This window comes from bacterium, from assembly GCA_019637795.1.
Lineage (GTDB): Bacteria > Desulfobacterota > Binatia > HRBIN30 > CADEER01 > JAHBUY01.
The window spans coordinates 62,385-87,235 of record JAHBUY010000001.1; the positions used below are offsets into that span (position 1 = coordinate 62,385).

At 70.6% G+C, this 24,851-nt stretch carries 22 protein-coding genes; 6 read left to right on the forward strand and 16 right to left on the reverse strand.

Going from position 1 to position 24,851, the window contains the following annotated elements; translation table 11 throughout:
- Positions 1 to 100 precede the first annotated feature (100 nt).
- The 6 genes from KF840_00290 to KF840_00315 all read right to left on the reverse strand — a co-directional run bounded on the left by KF840_00290 (position 101) and on the right by KF840_00315 (position 7,810).
- A complete protein-coding gene (locus KF840_00290) occupies positions 101 to 1,810 on the reverse strand; it encodes a M28 family peptidase (protein MBX3023329.1) in 1,710 nt (569 codons plus the stop codon).
- A gap of 98 nt (positions 1,811 to 1,908) precedes the next feature.
- Positions 1,909 to 2,346, reverse strand: coding sequence for a DUF1134 domain-containing protein (locus KF840_00295; protein ID MBX3023330.1), 438 nt, complete (start codon positions 2,344 to 2,346; stop codon positions 1,909 to 1,911).
- A 77-nt stretch (positions 2,347 to 2,423) separates the two neighbouring features.
- Entirely contained in the window at positions 2,424 to 2,909 is a 486-nt protein-coding gene (locus KF840_00300; GenBank protein ID MBX3023331.1) for a YajQ family cyclic di-GMP-binding protein, read from the reverse strand.
- A gap of 8 nt (positions 2,910 to 2,917) precedes the next feature.
- Positions 2,918 to 3,592 carry an outer membrane lipoprotein chaperone LolA gene (lolA, locus tag KF840_00305; GenBank protein MBX3023332.1) on the reverse strand — a complete coding sequence of 225 codons (675 nt, stop codon included), beginning with the start codon at positions 3,590 to 3,592 and terminating at the stop codon, positions 2,918 to 2,920.
- Positions 3,593 to 3,680: 88 nt separating this feature from the next.
- The gene (locus KF840_00310) at positions 3,681 to 5,927 is read right to left on the reverse strand and encodes a DNA translocase FtsK 4TM domain-containing protein (protein ID MBX3023333.1); all 2,247 of its coding nucleotides are present in this window, start codon (positions 5,925 to 5,927) and stop codon (positions 3,681 to 3,683) included.
- Positions 5,927 to 7,810: a ribonuclease J gene (locus tag KF840_00315; protein MBX3023334.1), complete on the reverse strand. Its 1,884-nt coding sequence runs from the start codon at positions 7,808 to 7,810 to the stop codon at positions 5,927 to 5,929. The genes KF840_00310 and KF840_00315 overlap by 1 nt, the downstream gene beginning before the upstream one ends.
- Positions 7,811 to 8,160: 350 nt before the next feature.
- Between KF840_00315 and KF840_00320 the strand changes: the two genes are divergently transcribed.
- Positions 8,161 to 8,583, forward strand: coding sequence for a single-stranded DNA-binding protein (locus KF840_00320; protein ID MBX3023335.1), 423 nt, complete (start codon positions 8,161 to 8,163; stop codon positions 8,581 to 8,583).
- Between the two features lie 3 nt (positions 8,584 to 8,586).
- Here the strand turns inward: KF840_00320 and KF840_00325 are convergent, their stop codons facing one another.
- Positions 8,587 to 9,399 (reverse strand): hypothetical protein, encoded by an 813-nt coding sequence (locus KF840_00325; GenBank protein MBX3023336.1) that lies wholly within the window; start codon positions 9,397 to 9,399, stop codon positions 8,587 to 8,589.
- Between the two features lie 221 nt (positions 9,400 to 9,620).
- Between KF840_00325 and KF840_00330 the strand changes: the two genes are divergently transcribed.
- The gene (locus KF840_00330; GenBank protein MBX3023337.1) at positions 9,621 to 9,878 is read left to right on the forward strand and encodes a SemiSWEET family sugar transporter; all 258 of its coding nucleotides are present in this window, start codon (positions 9,621 to 9,623) and stop codon (positions 9,876 to 9,878) included.
- Between the two features lie 8 nt (positions 9,879 to 9,886).
- Here KF840_00330 and KF840_00335 read toward each other — a convergent pair whose 3' ends face one another.
- From KF840_00335 to KF840_00360, 6 genes are all read right to left on the reverse strand, one after another.
- On the reverse strand, positions 9,887 to 11,080 hold the full coding sequence (locus KF840_00335; protein MBX3023338.1) for an insulinase family protein: 1,194 nt from the start codon (positions 11,078 to 11,080) through the stop codon (positions 9,887 to 9,889).
- Between the two features lie 15 nt (positions 11,081 to 11,095).
- A complete protein-coding gene (locus tag KF840_00340; protein ID MBX3023339.1) occupies positions 11,096 to 11,719 on the reverse strand; it encodes an orotate phosphoribosyltransferase in 624 nt (207 codons plus the stop codon).
- 51 nt (positions 11,720 to 11,770) lie between these two features.
- Positions 11,771 to 12,328 carry an isochorismatase family protein gene (locus KF840_00345; GenBank protein ID MBX3023340.1) on the reverse strand — a complete coding sequence of 186 codons (558 nt, stop codon included), beginning with the start codon at positions 12,326 to 12,328 and terminating at the stop codon, positions 11,771 to 11,773.
- Between the two features lie 72 nt (positions 12,329 to 12,400).
- Complete coding sequence (locus tag KF840_00350; protein ID MBX3023341.1) at positions 12,401 to 13,066, reverse strand: DUF4124 domain-containing protein; 666 nt, start codon at positions 13,064 to 13,066, stop codon at positions 12,401 to 12,403.
- A 100-nt stretch (positions 13,067 to 13,166) separates the two neighbouring features.
- Positions 13,167 to 13,616 (reverse strand): hypothetical protein, encoded by a 450-nt coding sequence (locus tag KF840_00355; GenBank protein MBX3023342.1) that lies wholly within the window; start codon positions 13,614 to 13,616, stop codon positions 13,167 to 13,169.
- Between the two features lie 78 nt (positions 13,617 to 13,694).
- A complete protein-coding gene (locus KF840_00360; protein ID MBX3023343.1) occupies positions 13,695 to 13,904 on the reverse strand; it encodes a hypothetical protein in 210 nt (69 codons plus the stop codon).
- Positions 13,905 to 14,520: 616 nt separating this feature from the next.
- Between KF840_00360 and KF840_00365 the strand changes: the two genes are divergently transcribed.
- The 3 genes from KF840_00365 to KF840_00375 are packed head-to-tail and all read left to right on the forward strand — an operon-like array spanning position 14,521 to position 19,100.
- Positions 14,521 to 16,458 (forward strand): serine protein kinase, encoded by a 1,938-nt coding sequence (locus KF840_00365; GenBank protein ID MBX3023344.1) that lies wholly within the window; start codon positions 14,521 to 14,523, stop codon positions 16,456 to 16,458.
- Between the two features lie 48 nt (positions 16,459 to 16,506).
- Positions 16,507 to 17,700, forward strand: a complete 1,194-nt coding sequence (gene yhbH, locus KF840_00370) for a sporulation protein YhbH (GenBank protein MBX3023345.1) — start codon at positions 16,507 to 16,509, stop codon at positions 17,698 to 17,700.
- A 5-nt stretch (positions 17,701 to 17,705) separates the two neighbouring features.
- Positions 17,706 to 19,100 (forward strand): SpoVR family protein, encoded by a 1,395-nt coding sequence (locus KF840_00375; GenBank protein MBX3023346.1) that lies wholly within the window; start codon positions 17,706 to 17,708, stop codon positions 19,098 to 19,100.
- Positions 19,101 to 19,130: 30 nt separating this feature from the next.
- On the opposite strand, the gene KF840_00380 is transcribed toward KF840_00375, so the two are convergent.
- Complete coding sequence (locus KF840_00380) at positions 19,131 to 20,495, reverse strand: hypothetical protein (protein ID MBX3023347.1); 1,365 nt, start codon at positions 20,493 to 20,495, stop codon at positions 19,131 to 19,133.
- A 240-nt stretch (positions 20,496 to 20,735) separates the two neighbouring features.
- Here KF840_00380 and tadA point away from each other — a divergent pair, with 240 nt between their 5' ends.
- Complete coding sequence (gene tadA / locus KF840_00385) at positions 20,736 to 23,033, forward strand: Flp pilus assembly complex ATPase component TadA (GenBank protein MBX3023348.1); 2,298 nt, start codon at positions 20,736 to 20,738, stop codon at positions 23,031 to 23,033.
- Here tadA and ispF read toward each other — a convergent pair.
- Both ispF and KF840_00395 read right to left on the reverse strand, forming a co-directional pair.
- On the reverse strand, positions 22,951 to 23,547 hold the full coding sequence (gene ispF / locus KF840_00390) for a 2-C-methyl-D-erythritol 2,4-cyclodiphosphate synthase (protein MBX3023349.1): 597 nt from the start codon (positions 23,545 to 23,547) through the stop codon (positions 22,951 to 22,953). The genes tadA and ispF overlap by 83 nt on opposite strands.
- Complete coding sequence (locus KF840_00395) at positions 23,547 to 24,779, reverse strand: molybdopterin molybdotransferase MoeA (protein ID MBX3023350.1); 1,233 nt, start codon at positions 24,777 to 24,779, stop codon at positions 23,547 to 23,549. Before KF840_00395 ends, ispF begins: the two co-directional genes overlap by 1 nt.
- Between the last annotated feature and the right edge of the window lie 72 nt (positions 24,780 to 24,851).

Here is a 24,851-nt window from a genome sequence, read left to right on the forward strand (position 1 = left end):
GGCGGTGGCGCGACCTCGAACGACCGTCCGGCGCCGAGACTGAACCGCCGACACCCGAGCAGCCTGCGGTGGAATCAGGCCGCGGGCTGCCCGGCCACCTTCATGGCGCCAGGAAACCGTCGCAGGTGGTGCGGGTCAGAATGTCGATGACGTTGACCGTGTTGGAAAGGAGGATGCCCACGGAGCCGGCGTTGAAACTGCCGGCACCGGCGACGGCAATGGCGTGGATCGCCGCCTGGGCGTTGCTCAGCGCTGTCTGGTCGGCCGGAGCGAACAGCGCCAGGTCGGCCAGGCCGGCGGTCAGGACCTCGTCGAGGATCACGGCATCGCCGTAGGTCGCCAGCAGCGGCACGCCGGGGGTCGTGAACACCGGTGGGTTGGCGGTGTTGGCCAGCTCGATGGCGACGTCGTAGCCGCGTCGCGTCTGCTTCTCCAGTTTGCCGAAATCGACGACCGAGGGCTCGTCGGCGTTGGTGTGGTAACAGGGCCCCGTGGAGTCGCTGTAGAAGACGGTCGGCACGTTCTTGACGACGAAGTTGACGTAGTCGCTGCGCCCCTGGCCGAAGATGAAGCTGAGCTGCCGCTCGCCCGACAGCCCGACGTCGCCCGCCGCCTGAGCGACGATCGCGCCCAGGCCGATGCCGGTCTCGGCGCCGACGGCGAAGGTGAAATCGCGCAGGCTGGGCAACAGGTTGGCGCCCTGGATGTCGAAGTTGATGTAGCCCACCGTGGCCGCCAGCGGCACCAGCGGATTGTTGGTGTAGTACTGCGAACCGAGCAGGCCGTCCTCTTCGGTGTCCCACAGGGCGATGATCACCGACCGGCGCGGCGCCACCGGCAGCGCGGCGATGCCGCGCGCGATGCCGAGCACGGCGGCGGCGCCGGCCGCGTTGTCGGTCGCGCCGTTGCACACCGTGTCGCCGACGTTCACGGCGCGGCAGCTCGCGAGATGGTCGTAGTGCGCGCCGACGACGACGTACTCGTTGGGCACATCACTGCCCGGAATGATGGCGAGGATGTTGGTGCCGGTCTGGCCACTGAGCACGTAGTGCTGCTTGTACGCTTCGTCACCAAGCTGGCCGACGTTGAGGCCGCCGGCGCCGATCGCCTGCAGCTCGCCGATCAGGTAGCTCTGCGCCACCGCCGATCCCGCGGTGTTGTTGTTGCGGCCGGCGAGCGCGTCGTCGGCGAGCGTGTAGACGTCGTCGGCCCGGAAGCCGGTGAAGCCACCCGGCGGCTCCGCGCACTGCCCCGGCGCCGGCGCATCCTTCCGTTTCAGACCGCCGGCATCGTTCCGCGCGTCGCTGCCGCCGAGCGCGGCGCAGTAGCGCACGGCGGCGACCGTGCCGGCGGGGATCGCCAGATTGACCGCGAGCGTCGCCGCCAAAGGCGGGGTCACGGACACTGCCGCCCCCTTGCACACCGCCTTGATCACCGTGCTCTTGATCAGCACGACGCTGCAGGGGCCAGCGCCGTCCGCCGCCCCCTTGTACTTGTAGCCCTTGCTGCCCGCGGGATTGCCGAGACCACTCCACCCGGCGGCGCCGAGCGCGAAGCTCGCCGCACCGGCGCCGGGCGCGCCGGTGTCGAAGAACGTCAGCGTGGCGCCGCCCAGCGTCGGATCCCCGGCGCCTCCCGGCGACGGCAGCGCGAAGTCGGCCTGATCCTTGGCCACCAGCTTCGCCAGCTTGCCGGGCTTGATGACGCCGGCCTGAGCCGGAATGCCAACATCGAGAGCCGAAGCGGCGACCGCGGTACCGCTCACCGCGAGGCCACAGAACACCGACAGGCCGCGAACCAGTGCCTTCATGATCCCCCCTGAGCAGTCGCCAGCGGGCGCGACGCACCCCAATCTGCCCCGGAGGGGCGGCGATGGTCAATCGACGAAGGCCGCGCGGCGCGGGGCGCTCACTTCACGAGGGTGAAGGTCACCCCCGACACGGCGGCCTTCAGATCGGCTCCCTCGGTGGTGGACACCATCTTGATCTCGACGCCATTGCCGTTGCGCATCGCCTCGACGTCGAAGCCGCCGCCGAACGTCGCGCCGGCATCGCTGCTGGTGTAGGTGCCGTTGAAGTCGCTCAGATGCTTCAGATGATAGACATCGCCGTGCGCCTGGATCTTGGTGCCGCCGAGCTCGCCGGCGCTGAAGCCGCTGATGGTGATCGGGTACGCCTTCCCCTGGAAGTGGAGCGTGCCCCTGCCCCACGTGTAGCCGATGCCGACGCCGCCCGAGCCTTCCTCCAGCTCGATGGTCGCGTCCGCCTTGCCGGCCGTGTCGGCACCGCGCGACATCGCCGGCGCCACCGCGATCAACGCCACCAATCCGACTGCGAATCGCCACATTGCACGCTCCCTCCTGCGGCGCCGTCTGGCAGACGATCGGTTGCAGCGCAAACGCCACGCGCCCGCGGCGCGACGCCCTAGTCCCGGAAGTTGGTGAACTGCAATGGCAGGTCGATGTCCTGCTGCTTCAGCACGTGCATCGCCCGCTGCAGATCGTCGCGCGCCTTGCCCGAGACCCGCACCTGCTCGCCCTGGATCTGCGCCTGTACCTTGAGCTTGGAATCCTTGATCGCCTTGACGATCAGGCGCGCCTTCTCGATGGCGATGCCCTGCTGCACGGTGACGGTCTGCCGGGCCCGCCCACCGGCCGCGGCTTCGATCGCGCCGTAGACGAAGGCCTTCAGCGGGATCTGGCGCTTCGCCGCTTTGCCCTGCAGGACCTCGACCACGGCCTTCACCTTGTACTCGTCCGACGAGGTGATGCGGATCTCGGTCCCCTCGTGCGCGATCTCGGTGTCGCTGCCCTTGAAGTCATACCGCTGCGCGACTTCCTTGCGCGCCTGGTTGACCGCGTTGTCGACCTCCTGCAGGTCAACCTGCGAGACCACGTCGAACGACGGCATCGCTCCCCCTAGTTGCCGATCGGCGCCTCGACCACGTCCACTCCCGGTGGCGCCTCGAACTGGAACGCCTCGTCGGCGAGCCCGACGTTGCGTCGCAGATCCGAGAACTGGAGCTTGGTGACGTTGCCGATCGGATCGGTGACCTCGGCACCGGTGATGTCATAGGTGTGCGGGTCGACGGTCAGGATCAGCGTGCCGAGGTCGGCGTCGCCGCGCGGCTTCAGCCGCAGGCGCAGCGGACCCGCGCCGCTCGCCTCGACGGTGACGTCGAAGTCATCGCGCAGCTTGCCGACGCCGGTGAGGAAGGAGATCGGCGTCGACGAACGAAAGGCGTTCTGGAACGGCGCCTTCAGCACCTGCTGCTCGTCGGGCTCGTAGAACCACAACGTCCTGCCGTCGGCGACGATCACCTGCGACACCCCGTCGCGCAACGTCCAGCGCATCTTGCCCGGTCTCTTGAAGGCGACCGAGCCGCTCGCCTTCATCGTCTTGCCGCCGCTCGCCATCACCAACTCCTGCTGCACGGCGGCGGTGAAGTCCTTCGTCGCGTCGTAGCGCGCCTGCACCCTGTCGACGACGTCGCTGGCCGACACGCGCGTCGCCCACAGACAGAGAGCGAGCATCGCCGACACGGCGACGCGGATCAGCGGAAAGGCGCTGCTCGCGTACGGTCGCATTGGCATTCGCGCTCTCTCTGTCCTGCACTCTCAGGGGGATGGCTGGTGGGGGCCGTCGATGTACGGCCGCCGGACCTCCCTGCTTGGCGGTGTCCTAGTCCGCCTCGATCGGCGGTGCCAGCACCTCGCGCGGGCGGCCGCCCTCGCTCGCCGACACGACGCCTTCGCGCTCCATGCGTTCGATCATGCGGGCGGCGCGGTTGTAGCCGACGCGCAGCCGGCGCTGCACCCACGAGATCGACGCCTGGCGACTGCTGGTGACCAGCGCGACAGCCTGGTCGTACAACTCGTCGCTGAGGTCGTCGGCATCGCCGCCGCCCTCCTCCTCGCCCTCTGGCGCCTCGAGCAGCGCGAACGCGTACTGCGGCTTCCCCTGCCTCTTGATGAATGCGACGGCCTTGTGGATCTCGTCCTCGGTCACCAGCGGCCCGTGTAGACGCTGCAGCCGGGCGCTGCCCGACGACATGTAGAGCATGTCGCCGCGGCCGAGCAGCCGCTCGGCGCCGATCTGGTCGAGGATGGTGCGGGAGTCGACCCGTGCCGTCACCTGGAACGAGACCCGGGACGGGAAGTTGGCCTTGATCAGGCCGGTGATGACGTCCACCGATGGGCGCTGGGTGGCGACGATGAGATGCACGCCGGCGGCGCGCGCCTTCTGCGCCAGGCGGGTGATCGGCTCCTCGACCTTGCGTCCCATGGTCATCATCAGATCGGCGAGCTCGTCGATGATCACCACCACCTTGGGCAGGCGCTCGGGCAGCGCCGTGGCGGTGACGACCTCGTCGTCGTCGGCGTCGTCCGCGACCTCCTTGAGCTCGATCACCGAGCTGCCCGCGTCCTCGGCCCGCATCTCGTCGATCAGCGCGTTGTAGCCGTCGATGTTGCGCACCCCGTGCTTCTTCATCAGCCGGTAGCGCTCCTCCATCAGCTCGACGATGTTGTTGAGCACGTACACCGCCTGCTTCGGATCGGTGACCACCGGCACCAGCAGGTGCGGGATGTCCTCGTAGACCGACAGCTCGAGCATCTTGAGGTCGATCATGACGAAGCGCACCTCGCGGGGCGGCGCCTTGTAGAGGATGCTCATGATCATCGCGTTGATCGCCACCGACTTGCCGCTGCCGGTGGCGCCGGCGATCATCAGGTGCGGCATCTTCACCAGGTCGCCGACCACCGGGTGGCCGGCCGTGTCCTTGCCCAGGGCCATCGGCACCGGCGTCTGCGCCTGCTGGAATTCGTCGACCTCGAGCAACTCGCGCAGCGCCACTTCCTCGCGCCGCGGGTTGGCGACCTCGATGCCAACCACCGCCTTGCCGGGCACCGGCGCCAGGATGCGCACTCCCGGGACGCGCAGCGCCATCGCCAGATCGTCGCCCAGGCTGGTGATGCGGTTCACCTTCACGCCCGGCGCCGGCTCGATGTCGAAGGTGGTGATCACCGGCCCCGGCCGGACTTCCACCACTTTGCCGACGATGCCGAAGTCGGCGAGCTTGGTCTCGAGGATCTGCGAGCTGCGGCGCAACCCGTCCTCGTCGATCCGCACATCGTCGTGCTTCGGCGCGTGCAGCAGGCGCATCGGCGGCACCTGGTAGTGCTCGTCGCCGAACGGCAGCTCCTCCTGGACGACGCGCTTCTTCTTCGGCGCCGCGGCGCGGCGGTCGAGGATGATCACCGGCGCCGGCTCGTCGTCCGGCGGCGGCGCGCGCTTCACGTTCGCCTTCGGCTTGCGCACCAACTGCTGCGCCGCCGGTTCGGCGATCTCCGCCACGGTGCGGGCGCGTCGCAGCGAACCGGCGATGCCGCGGCCGATGCCGCGCGCCATGCCGCCCAGCGAAAGGTGGGTGGCGACGATGAACGCCAGCACGGCGATGCCGCCGATGATGATGAAGGAGCCGCCGGCGCCGAACGGCTCGGCGAGGACGGCGGCGAGGAAGCCGCCGATCCAGCCGCCGGCGCGCGCCACCGGATGATTCGGTCCCAGCGCGAGCCCGAAGAGGACGGCGACGCACGGCAGCAGCAGCGCGCCCGCCACGGCTCGAGACGGCCCGATCTCATGGGCGCGGTGGCGGAAGAGCGCCACGGCGACGGCGAGCAGGCCGAGCGGCAGCAGATAGGCGGCGTAGCCGAGCGCTTGGACCACCAGATCGGCGAGCCCGTGCCCGACCTTGCCGGCGACGTTCAGGCTCGGCAGGTCGCTCTGGTAGGCGAGGAACCCGATGGCGAGGAACCCGGCCGCGGCGAGGCAGACGATGGCCGCCACCTCGTCGAGCAGGCCCGCCTCGCGCTGGATCTCGACCGGCTCCGCCGCCTCGGGGGCGGTCTGGACGCGCGCCCGCGCCATCACATCTCCAGGACGAACGGCACCACCACCGGGCGGCGGTCGAGGGTCTTGCTGAGATAGCGGCGCAGCGCCTTGCGCACTTCTTCCTTCACCTCGAGGGTGTCGGTTCGCGACTCCGGCGCCAGCTCGGCCAGCGTGGCGATGACGACGTCGCGCGCCTCGTCGAACACCCGCTGCTGGTCGCCCTCGGCGACGACCCCGCGAGCCGAGAAGTCCGGGCCCGCGATCACCTCGCCGGTGTGCTGGTCGAGCGCCAACACCGCCAACAGCAGCCCGTCCTGCGACAGGTGGCGGCGGTCGCGGAGGACGATGTCGCTGATGTCGCCGATGCCCTTGCCGTCGACCAACACCCGGCCGGCGCTCACCGGATCGATGCGCCGGGCGCCCTGTTCGTCGAGCGCCAGCACCTGCCCGTCCTCGAGCAGCATGGCGCGGTCCTCGCCGAGGCCCAGCGTGCGCGCCAGACGCAGGTGCTCCGAGAGGTGCCGGAACTCGCCGTGGACGGGGACGAAGTAGCGCGGCCGCACCAGGTTCAGCATCAGCGCCAGCTCGTCACGGCTGGCATGACCGGACACGTGCACGTCGGCGTCGCGCGAGGTGATCACCTGGGCGCCGCGCCGGTACATGTGATTGATCATGTTGGAGATCGGCCGCTCGTTGCCGGGGATGATGCGCGAGGACAACACCACGGCGTCCCCCTCCTCCATCTTCACCGCCGCGTGATCGCCGAGCGAGATGCGGGTCAGCGCCGACATCGGCTCGCCCTGGCTGCCGGAGGTGAGCACGGTGACCCGCTCCGGCGACAGCGTCGCCAACTCGGCGACCTCGGCATAGATCGCCGGCGAGGCGCGCAGATAGCCGAGGTCGGTGGCGATGCGCAGGCTGTTGATCAGGCTGCGCCCGACCACGACGACGCGTCGGCCGGTCGCCTCCGACAGATCGATCACCTGCTGCAGGCGGTGGATGTGCGAGGAGAAGGTGGAGAAGAAGATGCGACCGCGGACCCCCTGGAAGACGCTCTCCAGCCCGGCGCGGACGCTGCGCTCGGAGCCGGTGGAGCCGCCGTGCTCGACGTTGGTCGAGTCGGACAGCAGGAGCAGGACGCCGCGGGCGCCATACTCCGCGAACGTCTGGATGTCCGGGCTGCGGCCGTCGATCGGCGTGTAGTCGATCTTGAAATCGCCGCTGTGCACGACGACGCCGAGCGGCGTCGTGATGGCGAGGCCGACCGCGTCGACGATCGAATGCGTGACGTGAATCGGATCGATGGCGAAGGGACCGGTCGTCCAACCCTGGCGCGGGCGGTAGGGGCGCAGGTCGACGCGGCCATCGAGATTGTGCTCGCGCAGCCGGCTGCCGATCAGGCCCGCCGCCATCGGCGTCGCCCACACCGGCACCGGCAGATCGCGCAGCGCGTACGGCAGGGCGCCGATGTGGTCCTCGTGGCCGTGGGTGATGACGAAGCCGCGGAAGCGATCGCCGAGCTGGCGCAGGTAATCGAGCTCCGGGATCACCAGGTCGACGCCGAGCAGGCTCGGGTCCGGGAACATCACCCCGCAGTCGATCGCGATCGCCTCGCCCTCGTACTCGAGCACCAGGCAGTTGAGACCGATCTCGCCGAGCCCGCCGAGCGGGATGACGCGCAAGGTGCCGCTCACCGCACGCACCTCGGACGGCAGGCACGTTCCCCCGCCTCCCTTCCGCGCCGACGCGGAGCGCTTGGACACCCTGGCGCGGTGAGATCGTTCCACACCTTCCGCAACACCACCGAGGCGGACAGTAGGCCGGGGGGCTGAGGGAGTCAACGCGCCGAAGGCGCCGAGCGACCGCCGTTTTCTCTTCAACCCGCTGTTTCGCGACCACGAGTGGCGGGATGGCTGCATGCCACACGACTTGTGGAGCCACCGCATGCGCGATCTGCCGGAGGGCTTGGTGACCACCGGCGCATTTGTGGTCGATCCCCCAACGTCAGTCCGTCGTTCCCGTTCAGCATCGTCTCGGGGTGGCGGGTGGGCAGGACGAGAATCCTCCCGTGCATGGACCCGGAGGGTCCGCCCGCCGGCGGGTGGGCGGCAGCGCGGTGGCGTCGGTCTGGCATGCGCGCAGGCATGCCCGGGGGCGCTGTCGCGCTGCCTTGACGCTGCCGGAAACGCGTTGCTACGGTCCGCGCCCGGACACACCGGGGCGCCGCCGCCTCGGCTCTTCCCGCCGTCACAGCGAAAGCGAGGGCACCGTGGTCAACAAAGCCATCATCATTGGCAATCTCGGACGCGATCCCGAGGTCCGCTTCACCCCCAGCGGCCGGGCGGTCGCCAAGTTCTCGGTCGCCACCACCGAGCGCTGGACCGACCAGAACGGCCAGAAGCAGGAAAAGACCGAGTGGCACAACATCGTCGTCTGGGGGAAGCAGGCCGAGACCTGCGGCCAGTACCTCGCCAAGGGTCGGCAGGTGTACGTCGAGGGCCGGATCACCAACCGCAGCTACGACGACAAGGACGGCAACAAGAAGTACATCACCGAGATCATCGCCCGCGACGTCCGCTTCCTCGGCGGTCCGGGCCAGGGCAGCGGTGGCGGTGCCGGCATGCGCGACAGCGGCTTCTCGGCCCCGGCCGGCGAGGACGCGCCGCCGCCGGACGACGACATCCCGTTCTGAGCCCTACGGCAGCGCCGCCAGCCGCTGCGGCGGCGCGAGCGAGCCGGGCGCGGCGCACCACGGCACGAGCGGCGACTGCCGCGCCGCCGCCCGGCGCAGCCGCGCCGCGGCGATGCGCAGCCGTAGACTGGCCGTCGGCTCCGCGGCGGGGTCGACGGCGGCGCCATCGGGCGGCGCGTCCGTCTCCAGCGCGAGCAGGGAGGCGCGGGCGAAATGCAGGCAGCCGGCGGTGTCGGTCGCCACGGCGCAGCCAGCGAGCACCCGTTCGGCGTAATCCAAGCGGCGGTCGACCTCGTCGTCCGCCCATCGACCCGCGTCGAGGTCGGCCGGCGAGAGATCGCTCGGCAGCTCGGCCAGGAGGGCCGCGGCGAAGTCGGCCGGCGGGTCGTCGACGGTCATGGTGCCGGTCGGCGTGTCGACCAGTCGCCGCCAGCCGAGGCGCACGGCGCGACGGGCGGACGTCCAGAGGATCTCCGCGTGCGCGCCGCGGATCAGATGGATGACGGTGGCGCCGGCGACGCGGCGCGCACCGACGGCGCACCGCTCGCGCGGACGCGCCGCGCAGGCGCTGGCGCGCCGCGCGTAGCCCTCGAGCTCGTGGCGCAGCCACGCGGCATCGCCGACCTCGTCGATATCGGCATAGGCGCCGACCGCCGATTCCACCCGCTCGTAGCGACGCGGCTCCTGATGGTCGCCGACCATCGCCGGGCGCTCCGGCGAACCGATGATGAAGCGGCCGCGCGGACTGGCGTCGCGCGCCAAGGGCGCGACCGGCGCGGCCAGCGCGAGCAAAGCGAGAATCGCCGTCGGCAACATCGGGAAGGTCCTCCTGTCGACCAGGAGACGCGATCACCGGTGGCGTCCTCAAGAACGCGCGATATCGATGTGCCGCCTCGGCGCGCAGGCTCGATCGCGCGCGGCGACCGCGGACGATCGAGCCGACGCCTGACGGCGGCGCGGAGCCGCACGCCTCCCGGCCGGGCACAGAGCGAGCGACGGTTGCCTTCTCGCCCGCGCTGTGGCGCTGTCGGATCGGCATGGACCCGCTCACCGCCCTCGGCCTCACCGCCGCCACGCTGACCACCTGCTCGTTCGTACCGCAGCTCACCAAGGTGTGGCGGACGAAGTCCGCGGCGGACCTGTCCTACGGCATGTTCACCGCCTTCAGCATCGGCATCCTGCTGTGGCTCCTCTACGGGGTGCTGCGCGCCGACGTGCCGGTGATCATCGCCAACGCGGTGACCCTGGTGCTGAGCGTTGCGATCCTGGTGTTGAAGGGACGCTACGACCGCTGAGCGCGCGCTCAGGTGAGCAGCGCGCGGACGCCGCGCGCCCGCACGGCGCGCCGCCAGGCGTCCTCGATCTCGGCGTGCGAGAGCCCCGCCACCATGCGCTCCGCCTCATCCGGGGTCGGAAAACCCCAGAGCGCGCTCTCGGCGAGGGCCACCGCCAGGTCCAGGCGGCTGTCGGCGAGCACGGCATAGCGGTAGCGCAACTTCTTGCGGGCGCGGTCGAGCTCATCGGCGCCGAAGCCCTCGTCGGCGGCGCGCCGGCAGGTGTCCTCGACGGCGCGGGCGAGCCGGGCGGCGCGGCTGCGGGCACCGCTGGCGGCGACGACCGCGCAGGCCCAGTCCGGCCCCCATTCGAGGTGGGCGCCGACCTCGTAGCTCAGGCCGAGGCGCTCGCGCAGCTCCTGGAAGAGGCGACTGTCGGGATCGGCGCCGACGATGTCGACGGCGACGCCGGTGGCGAGCAGCGTGCGCGGCGCCGAATCGACCGGCATCAACAGCGTCAGGTACGCCTGGCTGCTGTCGCGGTCGCGCACGCGCACGCTGCCGCCCAGGCCGTGCCGCACGGGCATCACCGCGGGCGGCTCGCCCGGCGAGCCGCAATGGAAGTGGCGCCGGACGGCGGCGCGCACGCGCGCCTCGGTGGCGCCGCCGACCACGGCGAGCACGGTGTTGGCATGGGTCAGGCGTCGCCGGAGAAAGCGGGCGACGTCCGTCGGCCGGATGCGCGCCACGCTGGCGATCGTTCCCGCCACCGGATGCGCCAGCGCGCCGCCGAACATGCGTCCCCAGGCGCGGCGGTAGACGCGCTCGGCGGGATCGTCGAGGCGGCCGCGGATCTCCTCCATCACCACCCGCTGCTCCTTGCGCAGCCGGCGCTCGTCCACCGCGGTGCGGTAGAACTGCTCGGCGAGCAGCGCCAGGGCCTCGTCGAGATCCTCGTTGAACACCTCGAAGGTGAGCGAGATGTCCTCGTAGCCGGTGTCGGCGTTGTGTTCGCCCCCGAGCTCGGCGGCGCGGCGATTGAGCGCCACCTGGTCCAGGGCGTCGGTGCCCTGGAAGAGCATGTGCTCGGCGAGGTGGGCGAGGCCGGCGTGCCGGCCATCGCAGCGCGCGCCAGCGCGGACGGTGAGGGCGATCGCGGTGAGGCGTCCCGGCTCGTGCCGGTGCACCACGCGCAGGCCGCGCACGCGGAAGCGATGCGTCATCGACGATGGGGGGAGTCAGGCCGCGCCGCTGCCGAGGAAGTCCAGGGCGCGGTCGATGTCGGCGGCGGGCACCGCGCCGAGGGCGCGCAGGTGCGCGAGCAGGCTGCGGACGTCGAGCACGCTGTGCAGACGCAGGCCGGCGGCGGCCAGCGCGGCGGTGGCGCCGTCGCTGCGATCGACGATCACCAGCACGTCCTCGACCACCAGGCCGGCGTCGCGAAACGGCGTCACCGCCTCGAGCTTGGCGCCGCCGCTGGTCACCACGTCGTCGACCATGAGCGCGCGCTCGCCGGGCGCGTACTCGCCCTCGATGAGCCTCTTGGTTCCGTACGCCTTCGCCTCCTTGCGCACGTAGATCATCGGCCGCTCGGCGACCAGCGACATCGCCACCGCCAGCGGCAGTCCGGCGTAGGGGAGGCCGGCGATGCGGTCGTACCGCAGGTCGGCGGCGCGCTGCAGCAGCGCCCGCGCGATCCGCGCCAGCGCCGCTGGATGCGAAACGAGGACGCGCATGTCGAGGTAGAACGGCGAACGCCGGCCGTCCTTCAGCGTGAACTCGCCGAAGCGCACGACGCCGATGCGGTGCAACAGCTCGCTGAGCTCGCGCGCGACGACCGCTTCCTGATCTGCTCGCTGCATCAGAGCGCTCCTTCGCCTACCGGCGGCGGCGGCGCAAGACCGGGGCGCGGGCTACTTGATGAGCCGGTGGATCGCCTTGAAGCGCGGCGACTCGGCGCTGCGCACCCATTCGAGGCAGACCATCTCGACGCTCGCCGGGACCGCGCCGGAGCCGACCATCTTCTCCCAACCCGCGCGCAGGTCCAGCGCATGCCGGGCGGAGATGGCATCGAGCGGCACGTGGACCTGATGCCCGCGCGCCAGCAGGTCGTGCACGGTCTGGCTGACGCACGCCTGCGCCTCGATGCCGCAGACGACGATCTGGCTCCGGGCGAGGGCATCGACGGCGGCGACGAAGCGCGGTTGGCCGCAACAGCTCATCGACAGCTTCTCGATCACCGGCGTGCCCGGCGGCAGCGCCTCGGCGACTTCCCGCTGCGTGCGGCCGAGGCCCTTGGGGTACTGCTCGGTCACCAGCACCGGCACCTCCATCACCGCCGCGGCCGCGATCAGCGTGCGCACGCCGCGCACCATGCGCTCGTGTTCGACGGTGCGGCCGCGATAACTCTCCTGCACGTCGATGACGACCAGGGCGCTGCGCGCCGCGTCCAGCATGCGGGGATGCGTCATGGCTCGGCCGGCGCAGTCGCGCCGCCGCGGCGGCGCGCGAGGCGATCGCTCATCGTCGCAGACGGCCGGCGGTCAGCGGTAGAGGACGCGGCCGTACTGCTGCACCGGCAGCGGCAACCCACGCGGCAGGAAGGGCGCGAGAGCGGGGCCGACTCCTGGTCGATCCCAGCGGTGGTAGGCGTATGGGCCGGCGCGATCGATCGCGAATTGGTCCTGGAGGAGCATGCGCAGCGTCTGATGGCGCGAGCGTCCGCCGTCGAAGCCGGTGGTGACGAACGGGTAGTAGCCCCCGGGCCAGGCGCCGTACGGTCCCCAGCCGGAGCCAGCGTCGGTGGCGTGCGCGGTTGCGACCGCGAGCGGACCGATGATCTCCACCGCGCCACCCGAGGCGGCACCGCCGCCACCGCCGGCGCCGATCGCGCCGCCTGAACCGACCGCCGACAGCAGATCGAGCCCGGCGGCCAGACCAGCGCGATAGGCTTGGTCGAGCTGGGCGATGTCCGATGCGACCGCGGCGGCCTGCGGAGCCGGCGCGGGGGCTTCCCCGGCGACGGCGGGAAGGGGCTGCGCGACCGCGGCCTCGCCGCGCACCAGCACCTCGGCCGTCGACTCGCTGGGCACCGCGTCGGGGCGGTTGGTGAAGTGACGGACGCCGTCGGCGTCGCGCCAGACCAAGATGTCGGCGCGCATCGACGACGCCGCCAGCAGCGTCATCGCGACGATCAGCCACCCTCGCATGGCCGGATTCTAGGCGGGCGGCCGGAGACCTGGCAACAGGCGAAGCAGGCGCGGTGCTCGCCCTGGCGTGACGGCGACGCCGTCGCTCACGCGGCGGCGATCAGTCGTGCCCGCTCGACAGCATCCACCAGAAGAACCAGATCGCCCACGCGACGGCGGCCACCAGCAGGAGTCCGCCAGCGTTCGACTGGCGCCGCCAGTCCGGGTCGGGCTGCGCGGCGCTGGCCGGGCGACGCACCGGCCGGCCGGTCAGGCCCTCGGGATCGACGCTGACGACGCGACAGTTCTCGAGGCCGCTCTGCTTGAGCTGCTCCTCCACGGCGGCCCGAGCGGCCGATGGCGTGTCGCCATCGACGCCGTTCACGTAGATCGTCGCGCGGTATCTGGGCATGTCCTCGGCCGGTCGAAAATGCTGTGCCTCCTGCCAGGCTAGAACCCGCCGGGCGCAAGAATCAAGCACGCCGCCGCCGCCACGCGCGATCATCTCGAGCGAACCCGGCGCGACGGCGATCACCTCGCATGCGGCGGCGCCGTCCGCGGCGCACGCCATGCGGCCGGCCCGCGACGATCCCCGCGCCGATGGCGCGCTCGCCTCGGCGCGGCGCCGGACCGATCCGCTGATGCGGCGCTACGCCTGCCCCTCGGGCGCGACGTTGAGATTGAGCAGGGCGAAGAACAGCTCGTCGAGCGAATCGTAGCGCAGCCACTTCGGCGTCTCCGGCGTCAGGTCGATCGGATCCATGCTCCACCCGAGTCCTTCGTCGCCATAGACGGGGAAAACCTCCAGCCCGACCTTCAGGAGATGCGTGCTGACGGGCTCGACTGCTCGCTGTCTCATCGCTTCCTCCATTGCCCGATGAGAATTTTGAGCAGGATGCGTGCCACGGCCGTTGCGCGCCCGACCGATCACTCCGCGGCCGAAAGCCGGCGTCGCAGTCGCGTCATTGATCGATCGCTGCCACCCGGCATGCTCGATGTTGTGACATCGTGACAAAACTCGCCCACGAAGCGCGCAGCATCTGTGCACCGCAATGCGCCGCGCGTTGCGCCGGCGAGGATCGGCGTTGCGGCGCGCGGGTTGCTGCAGGCCCGTCGCATGGTGACGCGCGCGCGGCGCCGATCGGCGCAGCGAGAAATTGGTGACGCACCAACATCTGGTGAGATTGAGTTTGACTCGCCACAATTTCTAGTGGTAGCGTCCGCCCACGTCGATGGCATCCACCATGGAGCACACGTGAAGGCCGCAGCATCGGTCTCCGTTCTCCACCTCCGCCCTGCCTCGCTTCGTTCCTCTCTCCATCCTCGTCAACGAACCCTTGCAACAGGGCGTTCGCCCCGGATGCTTGATGACGTGAGGAGTCACCGCACCGTGGACTGATTGACGCGCACAATCAGGTGGCCGGCCACCAGGACGAGGTTGGGAGGCGGTGCCCTTCCGGCAAAGGAGTGGGGTTATGGAGACTGACAAGGCCATCTTCGAAAAGATGATTCGCGAGGACCGCGCCGCGCGGGAGTCGAGCCGCTGGAGCGGGACGTTCCTCGAATACCTCGACCGGGTTCGCGAGGACCCGAGCATCACCAAGCTCGCGCACTCCCGGCTGTACGAAATGATCACGGCGCCGGGATCGCACGACATCCTCGACACCGACGACGGCCGCGTGAAGCGCCTGTTCAAGGACGAGTCGGTCCGGGTGTACGACTTCTTCGCCGGCGAGTTCTTCGGCATCGAGCGGACGGTGGCGCAGATCGTGCGCTACTTCCACTCCGCCGCGCTCAAGGGCGAGGAGAGCCGGCAGGTGCTCTATCTGATGGGCCCGGTCGGCTCCGGCAAGAGCTCGTTGGTCGAGCGCCTGCAACGCGGGCTCGAGGAGTTGCCCCCGGTCTACGCCATCGCGGGCTGCCCGATGCAGGAGGAACCGCTGCACCTGCTGCCGCGGCACCTCCGACGCGAGTTCGAGAAGATGCTCGGCGTCCACATCGAAGGCGACCTCTGCCCGGTGTGCCGCTACCGCCTGAAGGAGGAGTTCGGCACCCGCTACGAGGAGGTGCCGATCGTCATGCGCTCCTTCTCGAAGCGCAACCGGATCGGCATCGGCGTCGTGCCGCCGGTCGATCCGAACAACCAGGACACCTCGGTGCTGATCGGCAGCGAGGACATCTCGAAGCTCGACCGCTACTCGGAGGGCGACCCGCGGGTCCTCGACCTCAACGGCGCGCTCAACGTCGGCAATCGCGGCGTGGTCGAATTCATCGAGGTGTTCAAGAACGAGATCGAGTACCTCCACGCCATGATCACGGCGACGCAGGAGAAGGTGATCCCGGCCCCGGGCCGTCACGGCATGGTGTACGTGGACACCGTGATCGTCGCGCATTCGAACGAGGCCGAGTGGCAGAAGTTCAAGGCCGACCACACCAACGAGGCGATCCTCGACCGCATCGTCGTGGTGAAGGTGCCGTACAACATGCGGCTGTCGGAGGAGGTGAAGATCTACCAGAAGATCATCCGCCACTCCGACTTCCAGGCCCACGTCGCCCCCCACACCCTCGAGGTGGCGTCGATGTTCGCGATCCTCTCGCGACTCGAGCCGAGCGCGAAGTGCGACCTGATGACCAAGCTGAAGCTCTACAACGGCGAGGAAGTCATCGAGAAGGGACGCACCAAGAAGATCGACGTGCGCGAGCTGCGCGAGGACGCGAAACGCGAGGGCATGAACGGCATCTCGACGCGCTTCATCATGAAAGCGCTCGACAACGCGCTGTCCGACAACGTCGCCGGCAACTGCATCAACCCGATCAACGTCCGCGAAGCGCTGATCAGCATGGTGAAGGAGACGGACCTGCCGGACGACACCCGCAAACAGTACCTCGAGTTCCTCCAGGACATCCTCCACAAGGAGTACCTCGAGCTGCTGGAGAAGGAGATCACCAAGGCGTTCGTCTACTCGTATCAGGAGCAGGCGGAGTCGCTGTTCCAGAACTACCTCGATCACGCCGAAGCCTACGTGAACAAGACGAAGGTGAAGGACCGCAACACCAAGGAGGAGTTGCAGCCCGACGAGGCGTTCCTCAAGTCGATCGAGGAGCAGATCGCCATCATCGGCTCGGCGGCGGAGGGATTCCGCCAGGAGGTCATCGCCTACCTGTGGGCGTCCAGCCGCCGCGGCGTCAGCGTCAGCTACCAGAGCTACGAGCCGCTGCGCGAGGCGATCGAGAAGCGACTGATGACCTCGGTGCGCGACATCAGTCGGATCATCACCAAGGCGCGCACCCGCGACGAGGAACAGTCGGAGAAGTACAACGCGATGGTGCAGAACCTGATCGAGAACGGCTACTGCCCGAGCTGCGTCGACGTCGTGCTCAAGTACGCGGCCAACAATCTCTGGAAGGACTGACGGCCGGGCGGCCGGCGCGCCGCGCCGGCCGCCGCCCACAGGTGACCGATGCCGCCAGTCGACAGTGTCTTTCGTCCGTTCCGCCCCGCCGACGCCGAACGCAGCGATCGCGCCGCCGGCGATCGCGCCCGCCATCGCGACAAGGTGCGGCAGGCGATCCGCGACAACATCGCCGACATCATCGCCGAGGAGTCGATCATCGGGAAGGACCGCGATCGGATCATCAAGGTGCCGATCCGCGGCATCAAGGAGTACCGGTTCATCTACGGCAACTCGGCGCCCGGCGCCGGCCAGGGCAATGGCCAGTCGCAACCGGGACAGGTCGTCGGCCGCCAGCAGGGAGACGCGCCGGGCCAGCCCGATCGCGCCGGCGACAAGCCCGGCGTCGACTACTACGAGACCGACGTCCGGCTCGACGAGCTCATCGACCTCATGTTCGAGGATCTCGAGCTGCCCGACCTGGAGCGCAAGCGGCTGCGCGAGATCCCGTCCGACCGCACCGCCAAGCGCAAGGGCTATCGCCAGGTCGGCATCCGCCAGCGGCTCGACAAGCGCCGTACCGTGCGCGCCCGGGTCAAGCGCATGATGGCGACCCGCGAACGCGACCCCGCGGCCGACGAACGCCGCTTCCCGTTCCACGACGACGACCTGACGTACAAGCACCTGGTCACCGACGTGCGCGAGGAGTCGAACGCCGTCGTGGTGTGCATCATGGACACCTCGGGGTCCATGGACACGATGAAGAAGTACCTGGCGCGCTGTTTCTTCTTCCTCCTCTACCAGTTCATCCGCTCCAAGTACCGCAACGTCGAGATCGTCTTCATCGCCCACCACACCGAGGGCAAGGAAGTCACCGAGGAGGAGTTCTTCCACAAGGGCGAGTCGGGTGGCACGCTCATCTCCTCCGGCTACCAGAAGGCGCTCGACATCATCGCCGAGCGCTACCATCCGTCGCTGTGGAACATCTACGCCTTCCACTGCTCCGACGGCGACAACTTCGACACCGACAACGCCAACGCCCTGCGCTGCGCCACCGAGCTGGCCGAGGTGTGCAACCTCTTCGGCTACGGCGAGATCAAGCCGATGGGCGCCCGGGCCTATGAGAGCTCGATGCTGAACGTGTTCCGCCGGCTCGACGCCGACAACTTCCAGACCGTGCTCATCGAGCGCAAGGAGGACGTCTGGCCGAGCTTCAAGGCGCTCCTCGCCAAGGAACGCCTGCCCGAGCCCGCCACCGCCTGACCGCCATGCCGACCGCGTGGGACATCGGCGATCTCGAGACCTGGGACGACCGCGTGCGCGAGCAGGTCGAGGCCTTCGGCCTCGACTGCTATCCGCAGGAGTTCGAGGTCTGCGACCACAACCAGATGCTCGCCTACATGGCGTATTCCGGCATGCCGTCGCACTACCCGCACTGGTCGTACGGCAAGTCCTTCGAGAAGTTGAAGACGCTGTACGACCACGGCGTCTCCGGCCTGCCCTACGAGATGGTGATCAACTCCAACCCCGCCCTCGCCTATCTGATGCGGGACAACTCGCTGCTGCTGCAGATCCTCACCATCGCCCACGTCTACGGGCACAACGACTTCTTCAAGAACAACTTCACCTTCCGCTCCACCCGCGCCGAGTACACGATCGGCACCTTCAAGGCGCACGCGCAGCGCATCCGCCGCTACCAGGAAGACCCCAGCATCGGCCTCGAGCGCGTCGAGGCCATCCTCGACGCCGCGCACGCCCTCTCCCTGCAGTGCCGCCGCAACCTCGCGGTGCGCAAGCTGAGCGACGAGGACGCGCGCCAGGCGGCGCTGGAGGCGGCGCGGCCGCCGGCCGATCCCTTTCATCGCATCCACCGCGCGCAGGATCTCGAGGAACCCGACCTGCGGCGCACGCCGCAGGTGCCGGACGACGACCTGTTGCTGTTCATCCGCGACCACAACCCCTACCTCGCGGAATGGGAGCGCGACCTCCTGACCATCGTCCACGAGGAGGCCCAGTACTTCATCCCCCAGATCGAGACGAAGATCATGAACGAGGGCTGGGCCTCGTACTGGCACAAACGGATCCTCGACAGCCTGGAGCTCGGTCCGGACCTGCAGCTCGAGTTCATCGTCCGCCACAACCAGGTGGTGCGCCCGCACGAGGGCAGCATCAATCCGTACCACGTCGGGCTCCGCGTCTGGGAGCACATCCACCGCAGCGCCGGCGAGGGCGCGGCCGGCGACGCCGCGATCTTCGCCGTCCGCGAGAGCGACCGCGATACCGCCTTCCTCCGCCGCCATCTCGGCGAAGAGCTGGTGCGCGAGCTCGACCTGTTCGAGTATCAGCGCAAGGGCAACGACTACGTCATCACCCAGGTCGCGGACGCCGACGGATGGCGCCAGGTGCGCGACACCCTGATCGCGACCGTCGGGATGAACAGCGTGCCGGTCATCCGGGTGATCGACGGCGACGCCGGCGGCAAGCGGACGCTGGCGCTCGAACACCTGCACGATGGCCGCGATCTCCACCCCGAGTACGCCGAGCGCACGCTCTCCTTCGTGCACCAGCTCTGGCAGCGCGAGGTCCAGCTCGAGACCGTGATCGGCGGCAAGCCGCAGTTGCTCGTGCACAGCGACCGCGGCTTCACGGTCAAGGCGCGCTGAGCCACCGGCCCCCGGCGCGCGCCGGCGCCGTCAGGACGCCGGCGCGACGCGCTGGTGGCAGGAGCGGCAGGCCTCGACGCCGGCGCCGATGATCGGCGGGTCGTTGCCGGGGTCGGCGTCCTGGTAGGCCGCGACCCGCTCCGCGACCCCGGCGCTGCGCGCCGCCGCCAGGCCCTGCAACGCCCAGCCGGCCTCGGTGTTCTTGGCGACGTCGTACCAGCGCGATGCCTCGAGCTGGCGCCCGGCCTTCGCATAGACGTCGCCGAAGAGGACGAAGGTCCCGGGGAGCGAGCCGGGGCCGAGGCCGTTGCCGGTGCACACCTCGGGCTGGGTGAAGGCGCACTGGAAGGTGCTCGGCGCCGCCAGATAGGCGTCGATCCGCGCGAAGGCGTTCTGGTAGGCCTGGCTGTTCGCCGGCTCGGCCTGCAGCACCGTCATCAGGTCGAAGACGTTGAAGAAGGCGTTGATCTCGACCGCGTAGTCCAGATCGGCGAGCGCCTGCTCGCGCAGGGTCGCGTCGCTGGTCGCCACCGCCAGGGCATAGCGCGCGGCGGCGCCGAAGCCCGGGACGCGCGAGTCGCCGGTGCGCGTGGCGCGGTCCCACAGCAGCGGCTCGGCCTCGGCGAAGGCGGCGACCCCGGCACGCAATTCGTCGAGCGCCGCCGGCGGCGGCGCGGCGATCGACTGGCTCATCTGGCCGAAGCGGTAGAGGTGCAGCATCGCGAGCAGGAACCGGGAGCGCCCGTCGCGTGACGAGGCGGCACTCGCCTGCCGCAGCGTCGCCAAGGCCGCCTGCTGCGCCGCCTCGGAGTCGTCGTCGCCGGTGAGCACCGCCCAGAAGCCGCGTTCGCCCTCGGCCGCTACCCGCGGCGTGGTCTGACTGACGATGCGCGTGGCGCCGTTGCGGCGGAACTGATGGAAGCGCCCGTGATAGCGCCGCCCCCCGACCTCGAGCCAGATGAACGCGTAGGCCAACGGACCCTCCGCCGGCAGCGCGCCGGGCCCGACGAGCTTGACGGTCACCCCGGCCGGTCCGTAGACGATCGCGCGCACGCCACCCGGCGCCGACGGGTCGTTGTAGACCCAGCCGCCCTGACGCGGGTGCCACTTGGCGCAGTCGAGCTGCGCCTTGGCGCCGCGGATCACGGCGTTGGCGCTGCCGGTGAAGAGCCCCAGCTCGAAGGTCGAGGCGGTCGGACAGGTCGGATCCGGCGCATCCGCCAGCGCCGGGTCGGCAGCGAAGCGCACCACGCCCCGCCCCCGCTGCGGATCGTCGGCGCCGATCAACCGCAGCGACTTGCCGCGCGTCAGGATGGTCAGATCGATGGCCGCCGCCGGTGCGGCGGCACCGGCGACCAGCAGGCTCAGGACGAGAAGGATCGATCGCTGCCTCATCGGTCCAACAAACCCCAGGACCCACGGTAATGTCCAGCGGCGCGACGGATCCGCCGCGCGCCCGGCGCCAGGCTGGGCCCGAGCGGCGCACGGGATGCCCTGCCGTCGATGCGACATCGGTCGGGGCCATGACGGGCCGGCCTCGGCCGCCGCCGTTCGCCGCGCAACGCCGTGGCATGTCTCATGCTATCCCGACGGGCGGATGACCAGCGCTCTGGCCGAGCGCGCGGTTCCGATCCGATGTTCGACTCCGACGCTGACGAAACGCTCTTTCGCTTCCTGACCCGCTACGGCGCCCTCGATCCCAGCGTGCGCGAAGCCGTCGAGAGCGCCGCGCGCAGCGCCCAGATGACGGCGGCGGAGGCGTTGTGCGACGGCGGCTGGCTGGACGAGAACGCGCTCGCGGAGGTGTTGCAGCAGCACCTCCGCCTCGCCCGCGTCGGCGTCGAGGAGATCCCGGCGGCGACCGACGGGCTCGATCCCGACCTCCTGCGGGCCCATCTCGTCGTCCCGGCGGCGGTGAACGACGGCCGGCTGCTGCTGGCGATGGTCAACCCGTTCGACCACGCGGTCATCGAGCGGCTTCGCTTCGCCTCGGGCCGCCGCGTGATGCCGGCCGTGGCGCTGCTCAGCGAGGTGCGCGCCGTCCACCAGCAGTGGTTCTCGCGCGCCCACTCGATCGTCGAGCCGGAAGCGAGCGCGCCCGAGCCCAGCCTCGAAGCGCTGCGCGCCGAGGCGAGCGACAGTCCGATCATCCGCCTCGCGGCCCGCTTCATCGAGCAGGGCGTGTCGGTGCGCGCCAGCGACATCCACTTCGAGCCGACCGCGGACGGGCTGACGGTCCGCTTCCGCATCGACGGCGTGCTCGAGGAGACGGCGCGCGTGTCGGCGGCGGTGCGCAATCCGCTGATCGCCCGCCTCAAGGTCATGGCACGGCTCGACATCGCGGAACGCCGCGTGCCGCAGGACGGCGGCCTCACCGCGCGCGTCGCCGGGCGCCGCATCGACTGCCGGGTCTCGACGCTGCCGACGCAATACGGCGAGAAAGTCGTCATCCGCCTGCTCGACGCGCAACGGGCGCTGGCCCGCCTCGACGAGCTCGGCTTCGAACCGCACGAGCTGAGCAGGCTCGAGACCTGCCTGCGGCAGCCGGAGGGCATGATCCTCACCACCGGCCCGACCGGCAGCGGCAAGTCGACGACCCTCTACGCGATGCTGCGCGCCATCCATTCGCCCGAGGTGAACATCGTCACCGTCGAGAACCCGATCGAGTATCGCCTCCTCGGCATCAACCAGACCGAGGTGAACGAGCGCCAGGGCATGACCATGGCGGCGGCGCTGCGCTCCATCCTGCGCCAGGATCCGGACGTCATCCTGGTCGGCGAGATCCGCGATCGCGAGACCGCCGAGATCGCCCTGCAGGCGGCGCAGACCGGCCATCTCGTGCTGTCGACGCTGCACACCAACGACGCCGTCGGCGCCATCAGCCGCCTGGTGAACCTCGGGGTCGAGCGGGAGATCCTCGCCTCGACGCTGCTGGCGGTCATCGCGCAGCGCCTGGTGCGCCGCGTCTGCGACCAGTGCGGCGCCCCGACGCCGATCGCCGACGGTTGCCCGCCGGCGATCCGCCGCGCCCTCGGCGACGCCATGCCGCGCCGTGGCCTCGGCTGTCAGAGCTGTCGCAACACCGGCTACCGCGGCCGCATCGGCATCTACCAGGTGGTGTGCAACTCGACCGAGATCAAGCGCCACATCCACGCCGAGGCGTCGGAGCTCGAGCTCCTCGGTCTGGCGCGCCAGCAGGGTTCGCGCACGCTGTTCGAGGCGGCCATCGACAAGGTGCGCCTCGGCGCCACGACGGTGGACGAGATCGTCGCCGCGGTGAAGGACGCCCAGCAGGTCGAGGTGTGCCCGGCGTGCGGCGCGCTGCGCGCCGCCGGCGACGCCGGCTGCGGCGGGTGCGGCAGCGGCACCGACACCGCCACGCGCGCCTGGCGCCCGACCGCGCCGCCGTCGACCGAGCCCGCCGTCACGGCGCTGCCGGACGCGGAAGCGATGGCCAAGCCGACGATCCTCACCATGCTCGCCCCCAAGGTGCTGGCGGTCGGATCGGTGCTCGGCGGCGGCGTGCGCGGCCTCTGCATCGCCGGCGGGTTGGGCGACACGGCGGCCGCCGAGCTCGAGATGGCGGTGGTCGAAGCCTGCGGCATCGCCACCGCCAACGGCACCCAGGGCGACCTGCGCATCGAGGTGGAGATCTGGGCCGAGGGCTGCGGCGTCTGCGTCGCCGACGAAGGCCCCGCCTGGCCATGGCCGCGGCCGAGCGCCCGGGCCCCGGATCTCGACTCGTTCGCCGGCGAGGTCGTGAGCCCCGAGGCGCGCGCCTACCTCATCCGCTCCTCGGTCGACGAAACGAGCTACGAGCGCACCGGCAGCACCAACCGCCTGTGGCTGATCAAGCGCCAGGCGGCCGCCGGCCGGGACGCGGCGCGTGCGGACGACGCCGACGCGCTCGCCGAGGCGCCCGTTCTCGCCTGACGGCGGCGCGGCGGCGCGGCGGCGACAGCGCGACCAGCACCACCGCCTGCGCGGCGATCGCCTCGCCGGCGCCGATCGCGCCGAGACCTTCCATGGTGCGCGCCTTGATCCCGACGCACGACGCGTCGACGGCGAGCAACGCCGCCAGGCGCGCCCGCATCGCCGCCATGTGCGGGGCGAGTTTCGGCTGCTCGGCCAGGATGCTCACGTCGGCGTTGACCACCCGCCCGCGGCGCGCCGCCAGCATCGCCATCACCGCGCCGAGCAGGCGCGCGCTGTCGGCGCCGTGCCAGCGCGGGTCGCTGTCGGGAAAGTGCTGGCCGAGGTCGCCGGCGGCGATCGCTCCGAGCAGCGCATCGGCGACGGCGTGCAGCACGGCATCGCCGTCGGAATGGCCGAGCAGGCCGCGCCCATGCGGAATGCGCACGCCGGCGAGCAGCAACGGCCGATCGGCCACCAGGCGGTGGATGTCCCAGCCCTGGCCGATGCGCAGCGACGGCCCCTGGCTCGGCATCAGAACGGCGGCCCGGCGACGGCGTCGGCGTTGAGCAGCACGACCCGCACCCGCGCCCCGGCGTCCAGGTGCGCCGCCTCGGGCGGGCCGACGATCAGCGCGTCGCCGAGCGACAGCGAGCGCAGCGCGCCCGAGCTCTGCGTGCCGGTCGACCGCGCCCGGTAGTCGTCCGGCGATCCCTGCAGGCTGCAGCGCACGAACTCGGTGAGGCCCGGCGCCTTGCGCACCCCCTCCACCAGCGTCGCCGCGGCGCTCGCCAGGTGCACGCGGTCGAGCCCCAGCATCGTGCGCAGGGCCGGCAGCACGTAGAGGTAGAAACACACCAGCGACGACACCGGATTGCCCGGCAGCCCGAACACCGGGGCGCGACCGCAGCGACCGAAGGTGAGCGGCTTGCCCGGCTTCTGCGCCACCCGCCAGAAGCGCTCCTCGTATCCGAGCTCGGCGAGGATCGTCCGCACGTAGTCGAAGCTGCCGACGGACACGCCGCCGGTCGAGAGCACCACGTCGGCGTTCAACGCGTCGGCGAACGCGGCGCGGATCAGCGGCGGCCGGTCGCGCACGATGCCGAGGTGGAGCGGCTCCGCCCCCGCCTCCTCCACCGCCGCCGCCAGCGTGTAGGCGTTGCTGTTGACGATCTGGCCCGGCCCCAGCGGCTCGCCGAGGTCGACCAGCTCGTCGCCGGTCGAGACAATCGCCACCCGCGGCCGCCGCGCCACGCGCAGCATCGACATCCCGAGCGAGGCGAGCAGGCCGATATCGGCCGGCCGCAGCAGCCGACCGGCCTCGAGCACCGTCTCGCCGGCGCGCATGTCCTCGCCCGGCTCGCGGATGTTGGCCCGCGGCGCGACCGCGGCGCGGATCGCCACGCCCTCGGATACCTCGCTGGTATCCTCGACCCGGACGACGGCATCGGCGCCGTCCGGCATCGGCGCGCCGGTCATGATGCGGATCGCCGTGCCCGGCGCCACCGGTTGGCTCGCCACCGCGCCGGCAGCGACGGTCTCGAGGACGCGCAACACCACCGGGCCGCTGGCCGACGCGGCGCTGACGTCGGCCTGGCGCACCGCGTACCCATCCATCGCCGAATTGCGGAACGGCGGCACGTCGCGCGGCGCCTGGATGGCCTCGGCCAGCACGCGGCCGCGCGCCACGGCCAACGGGACCTGCTCGCCGCCGACCCGCGGCAGGTCCTCGAGCACGCGGTCGAGCGCTTCGCGCACGCTGATCATCGCCGGTTCGCGGCGGCACGCTATGCGGGCCCCGGAACCTTGTCAACGCGCTCCATCATTCGTGGCTGCGGT

Coding starts and splice junctions, on each gene's coding strand:
- ispF (MBX3023349.1), bottom strand. CDS start 23,547: ATGCCGAGCCAGGGGCCGTCGCTGCGCATCGGCCAGGGCTGGGACATC.
- KF840_00315 (MBX3023334.1), bottom strand. CDS start 7,810: ATGCAGCCATCCCGCCACTCGTGGTCGCGAAACAGCGGGTTGAAGAGA.
- KF840_00360 (MBX3023343.1), bottom strand. CDS start 13,904: ATGAGACAGCGAGCAGTCGAGCCCGTCAGCACGCATCTCCTGAAGGTC.
- lolA (MBX3023332.1), bottom strand. CDS start 3,592: ATGCCAATGCGACCGTACGCGAGCAGCGCCTTTCCGCTGATCCGCGTC.
- KF840_00310 (MBX3023333.1), bottom strand. CDS start 5,927: ATGGCGCGGGCGCGCGTCCAGACCGCCCCCGAGGCGGCGGAGCCGGTC.
- KF840_00325 (MBX3023336.1), bottom strand. CDS start 9,399: ATGTTGCCGACGGCGATTCTCGCTTTGCTCGCGCTGGCCGCGCCGGTC.
- KF840_00345 (MBX3023340.1), bottom strand. CDS start 12,328: ATGACGCATCCCCGCATGCTGGACGCGGCGCGCAGCGCCCTGGTCGTC.
- KF840_00365 (MBX3023344.1), top strand. CDS start 14,521: ATGGAGACTGACAAGGCCATCTTCGAAAAGATGATTCGCGAGGACCGC.
- KF840_00295 (MBX3023330.1), bottom strand. CDS start 2,346: ATGTGGCGATTCGCAGTCGGATTGGTGGCGTTGATCGCGGTGGCGCCG.
- KF840_00355 (MBX3023342.1), bottom strand. CDS start 13,616: ATGGCGTGCGCCGCGGACGGCGCCGCCGCATGCGAGGTGATCGCCGTC.
- KF840_00330 (MBX3023337.1), top strand. CDS start 9,621: ATGGACCCGCTCACCGCCCTCGGCCTCACCGCCGCCACGCTGACCACC.
- KF840_00290 (MBX3023329.1), bottom strand. CDS start 1,810: ATGAAGGCACTGGTTCGCGGCCTGTCGGTGTTCTGTGGCCTCGCGGTG.
- KF840_00340 (MBX3023339.1), bottom strand. CDS start 11,719: ATGCAGCGAGCAGATCAGGAAGCGGTCGTCGCGCGCGAGCTCAGCGAG.
- KF840_00380 (MBX3023347.1), bottom strand. CDS start 20,495: ATGAGGCAGCGATCGATCCTTCTCGTCCTGAGCCTGCTGGTCGCCGGT.
- yhbH (MBX3023345.1), top strand. CDS start 16,507: ATGCCGCCAGTCGACAGTGTCTTTCGTCCGTTCCGCCCCGCCGACGCC.
- KF840_00395 (MBX3023350.1), bottom strand. CDS start 24,779: ATGATCAGCGTGCGCGAAGCGCTCGACCGCGTGCTCGAGGACCTGCCG.
- KF840_00335 (MBX3023338.1), bottom strand. CDS start 11,080: ATGACGCATCGCTTCCGCGTGCGCGGCCTGCGCGTGGTGCACCGGCAC.
- KF840_00375 (MBX3023346.1), top strand. CDS start 17,706: ATGCCGACCGCGTGGGACATCGGCGATCTCGAGACCTGGGACGACCGC.
- KF840_00300 (MBX3023331.1), bottom strand. CDS start 2,909: ATGCCGTCGTTCGACGTGGTCTCGCAGGTTGACCTGCAGGAGGTCGAC.
- KF840_00350 (MBX3023341.1), bottom strand. CDS start 13,066: ATGCGAGGGTGGCTGATCGTCGCGATGACGCTGCTGGCGGCGTCGTCG.
- tadA (MBX3023348.1), top strand. CDS start 20,736: ATGTTCGACTCCGACGCTGACGAAACGCTCTTTCGCTTCCTGACCCGC.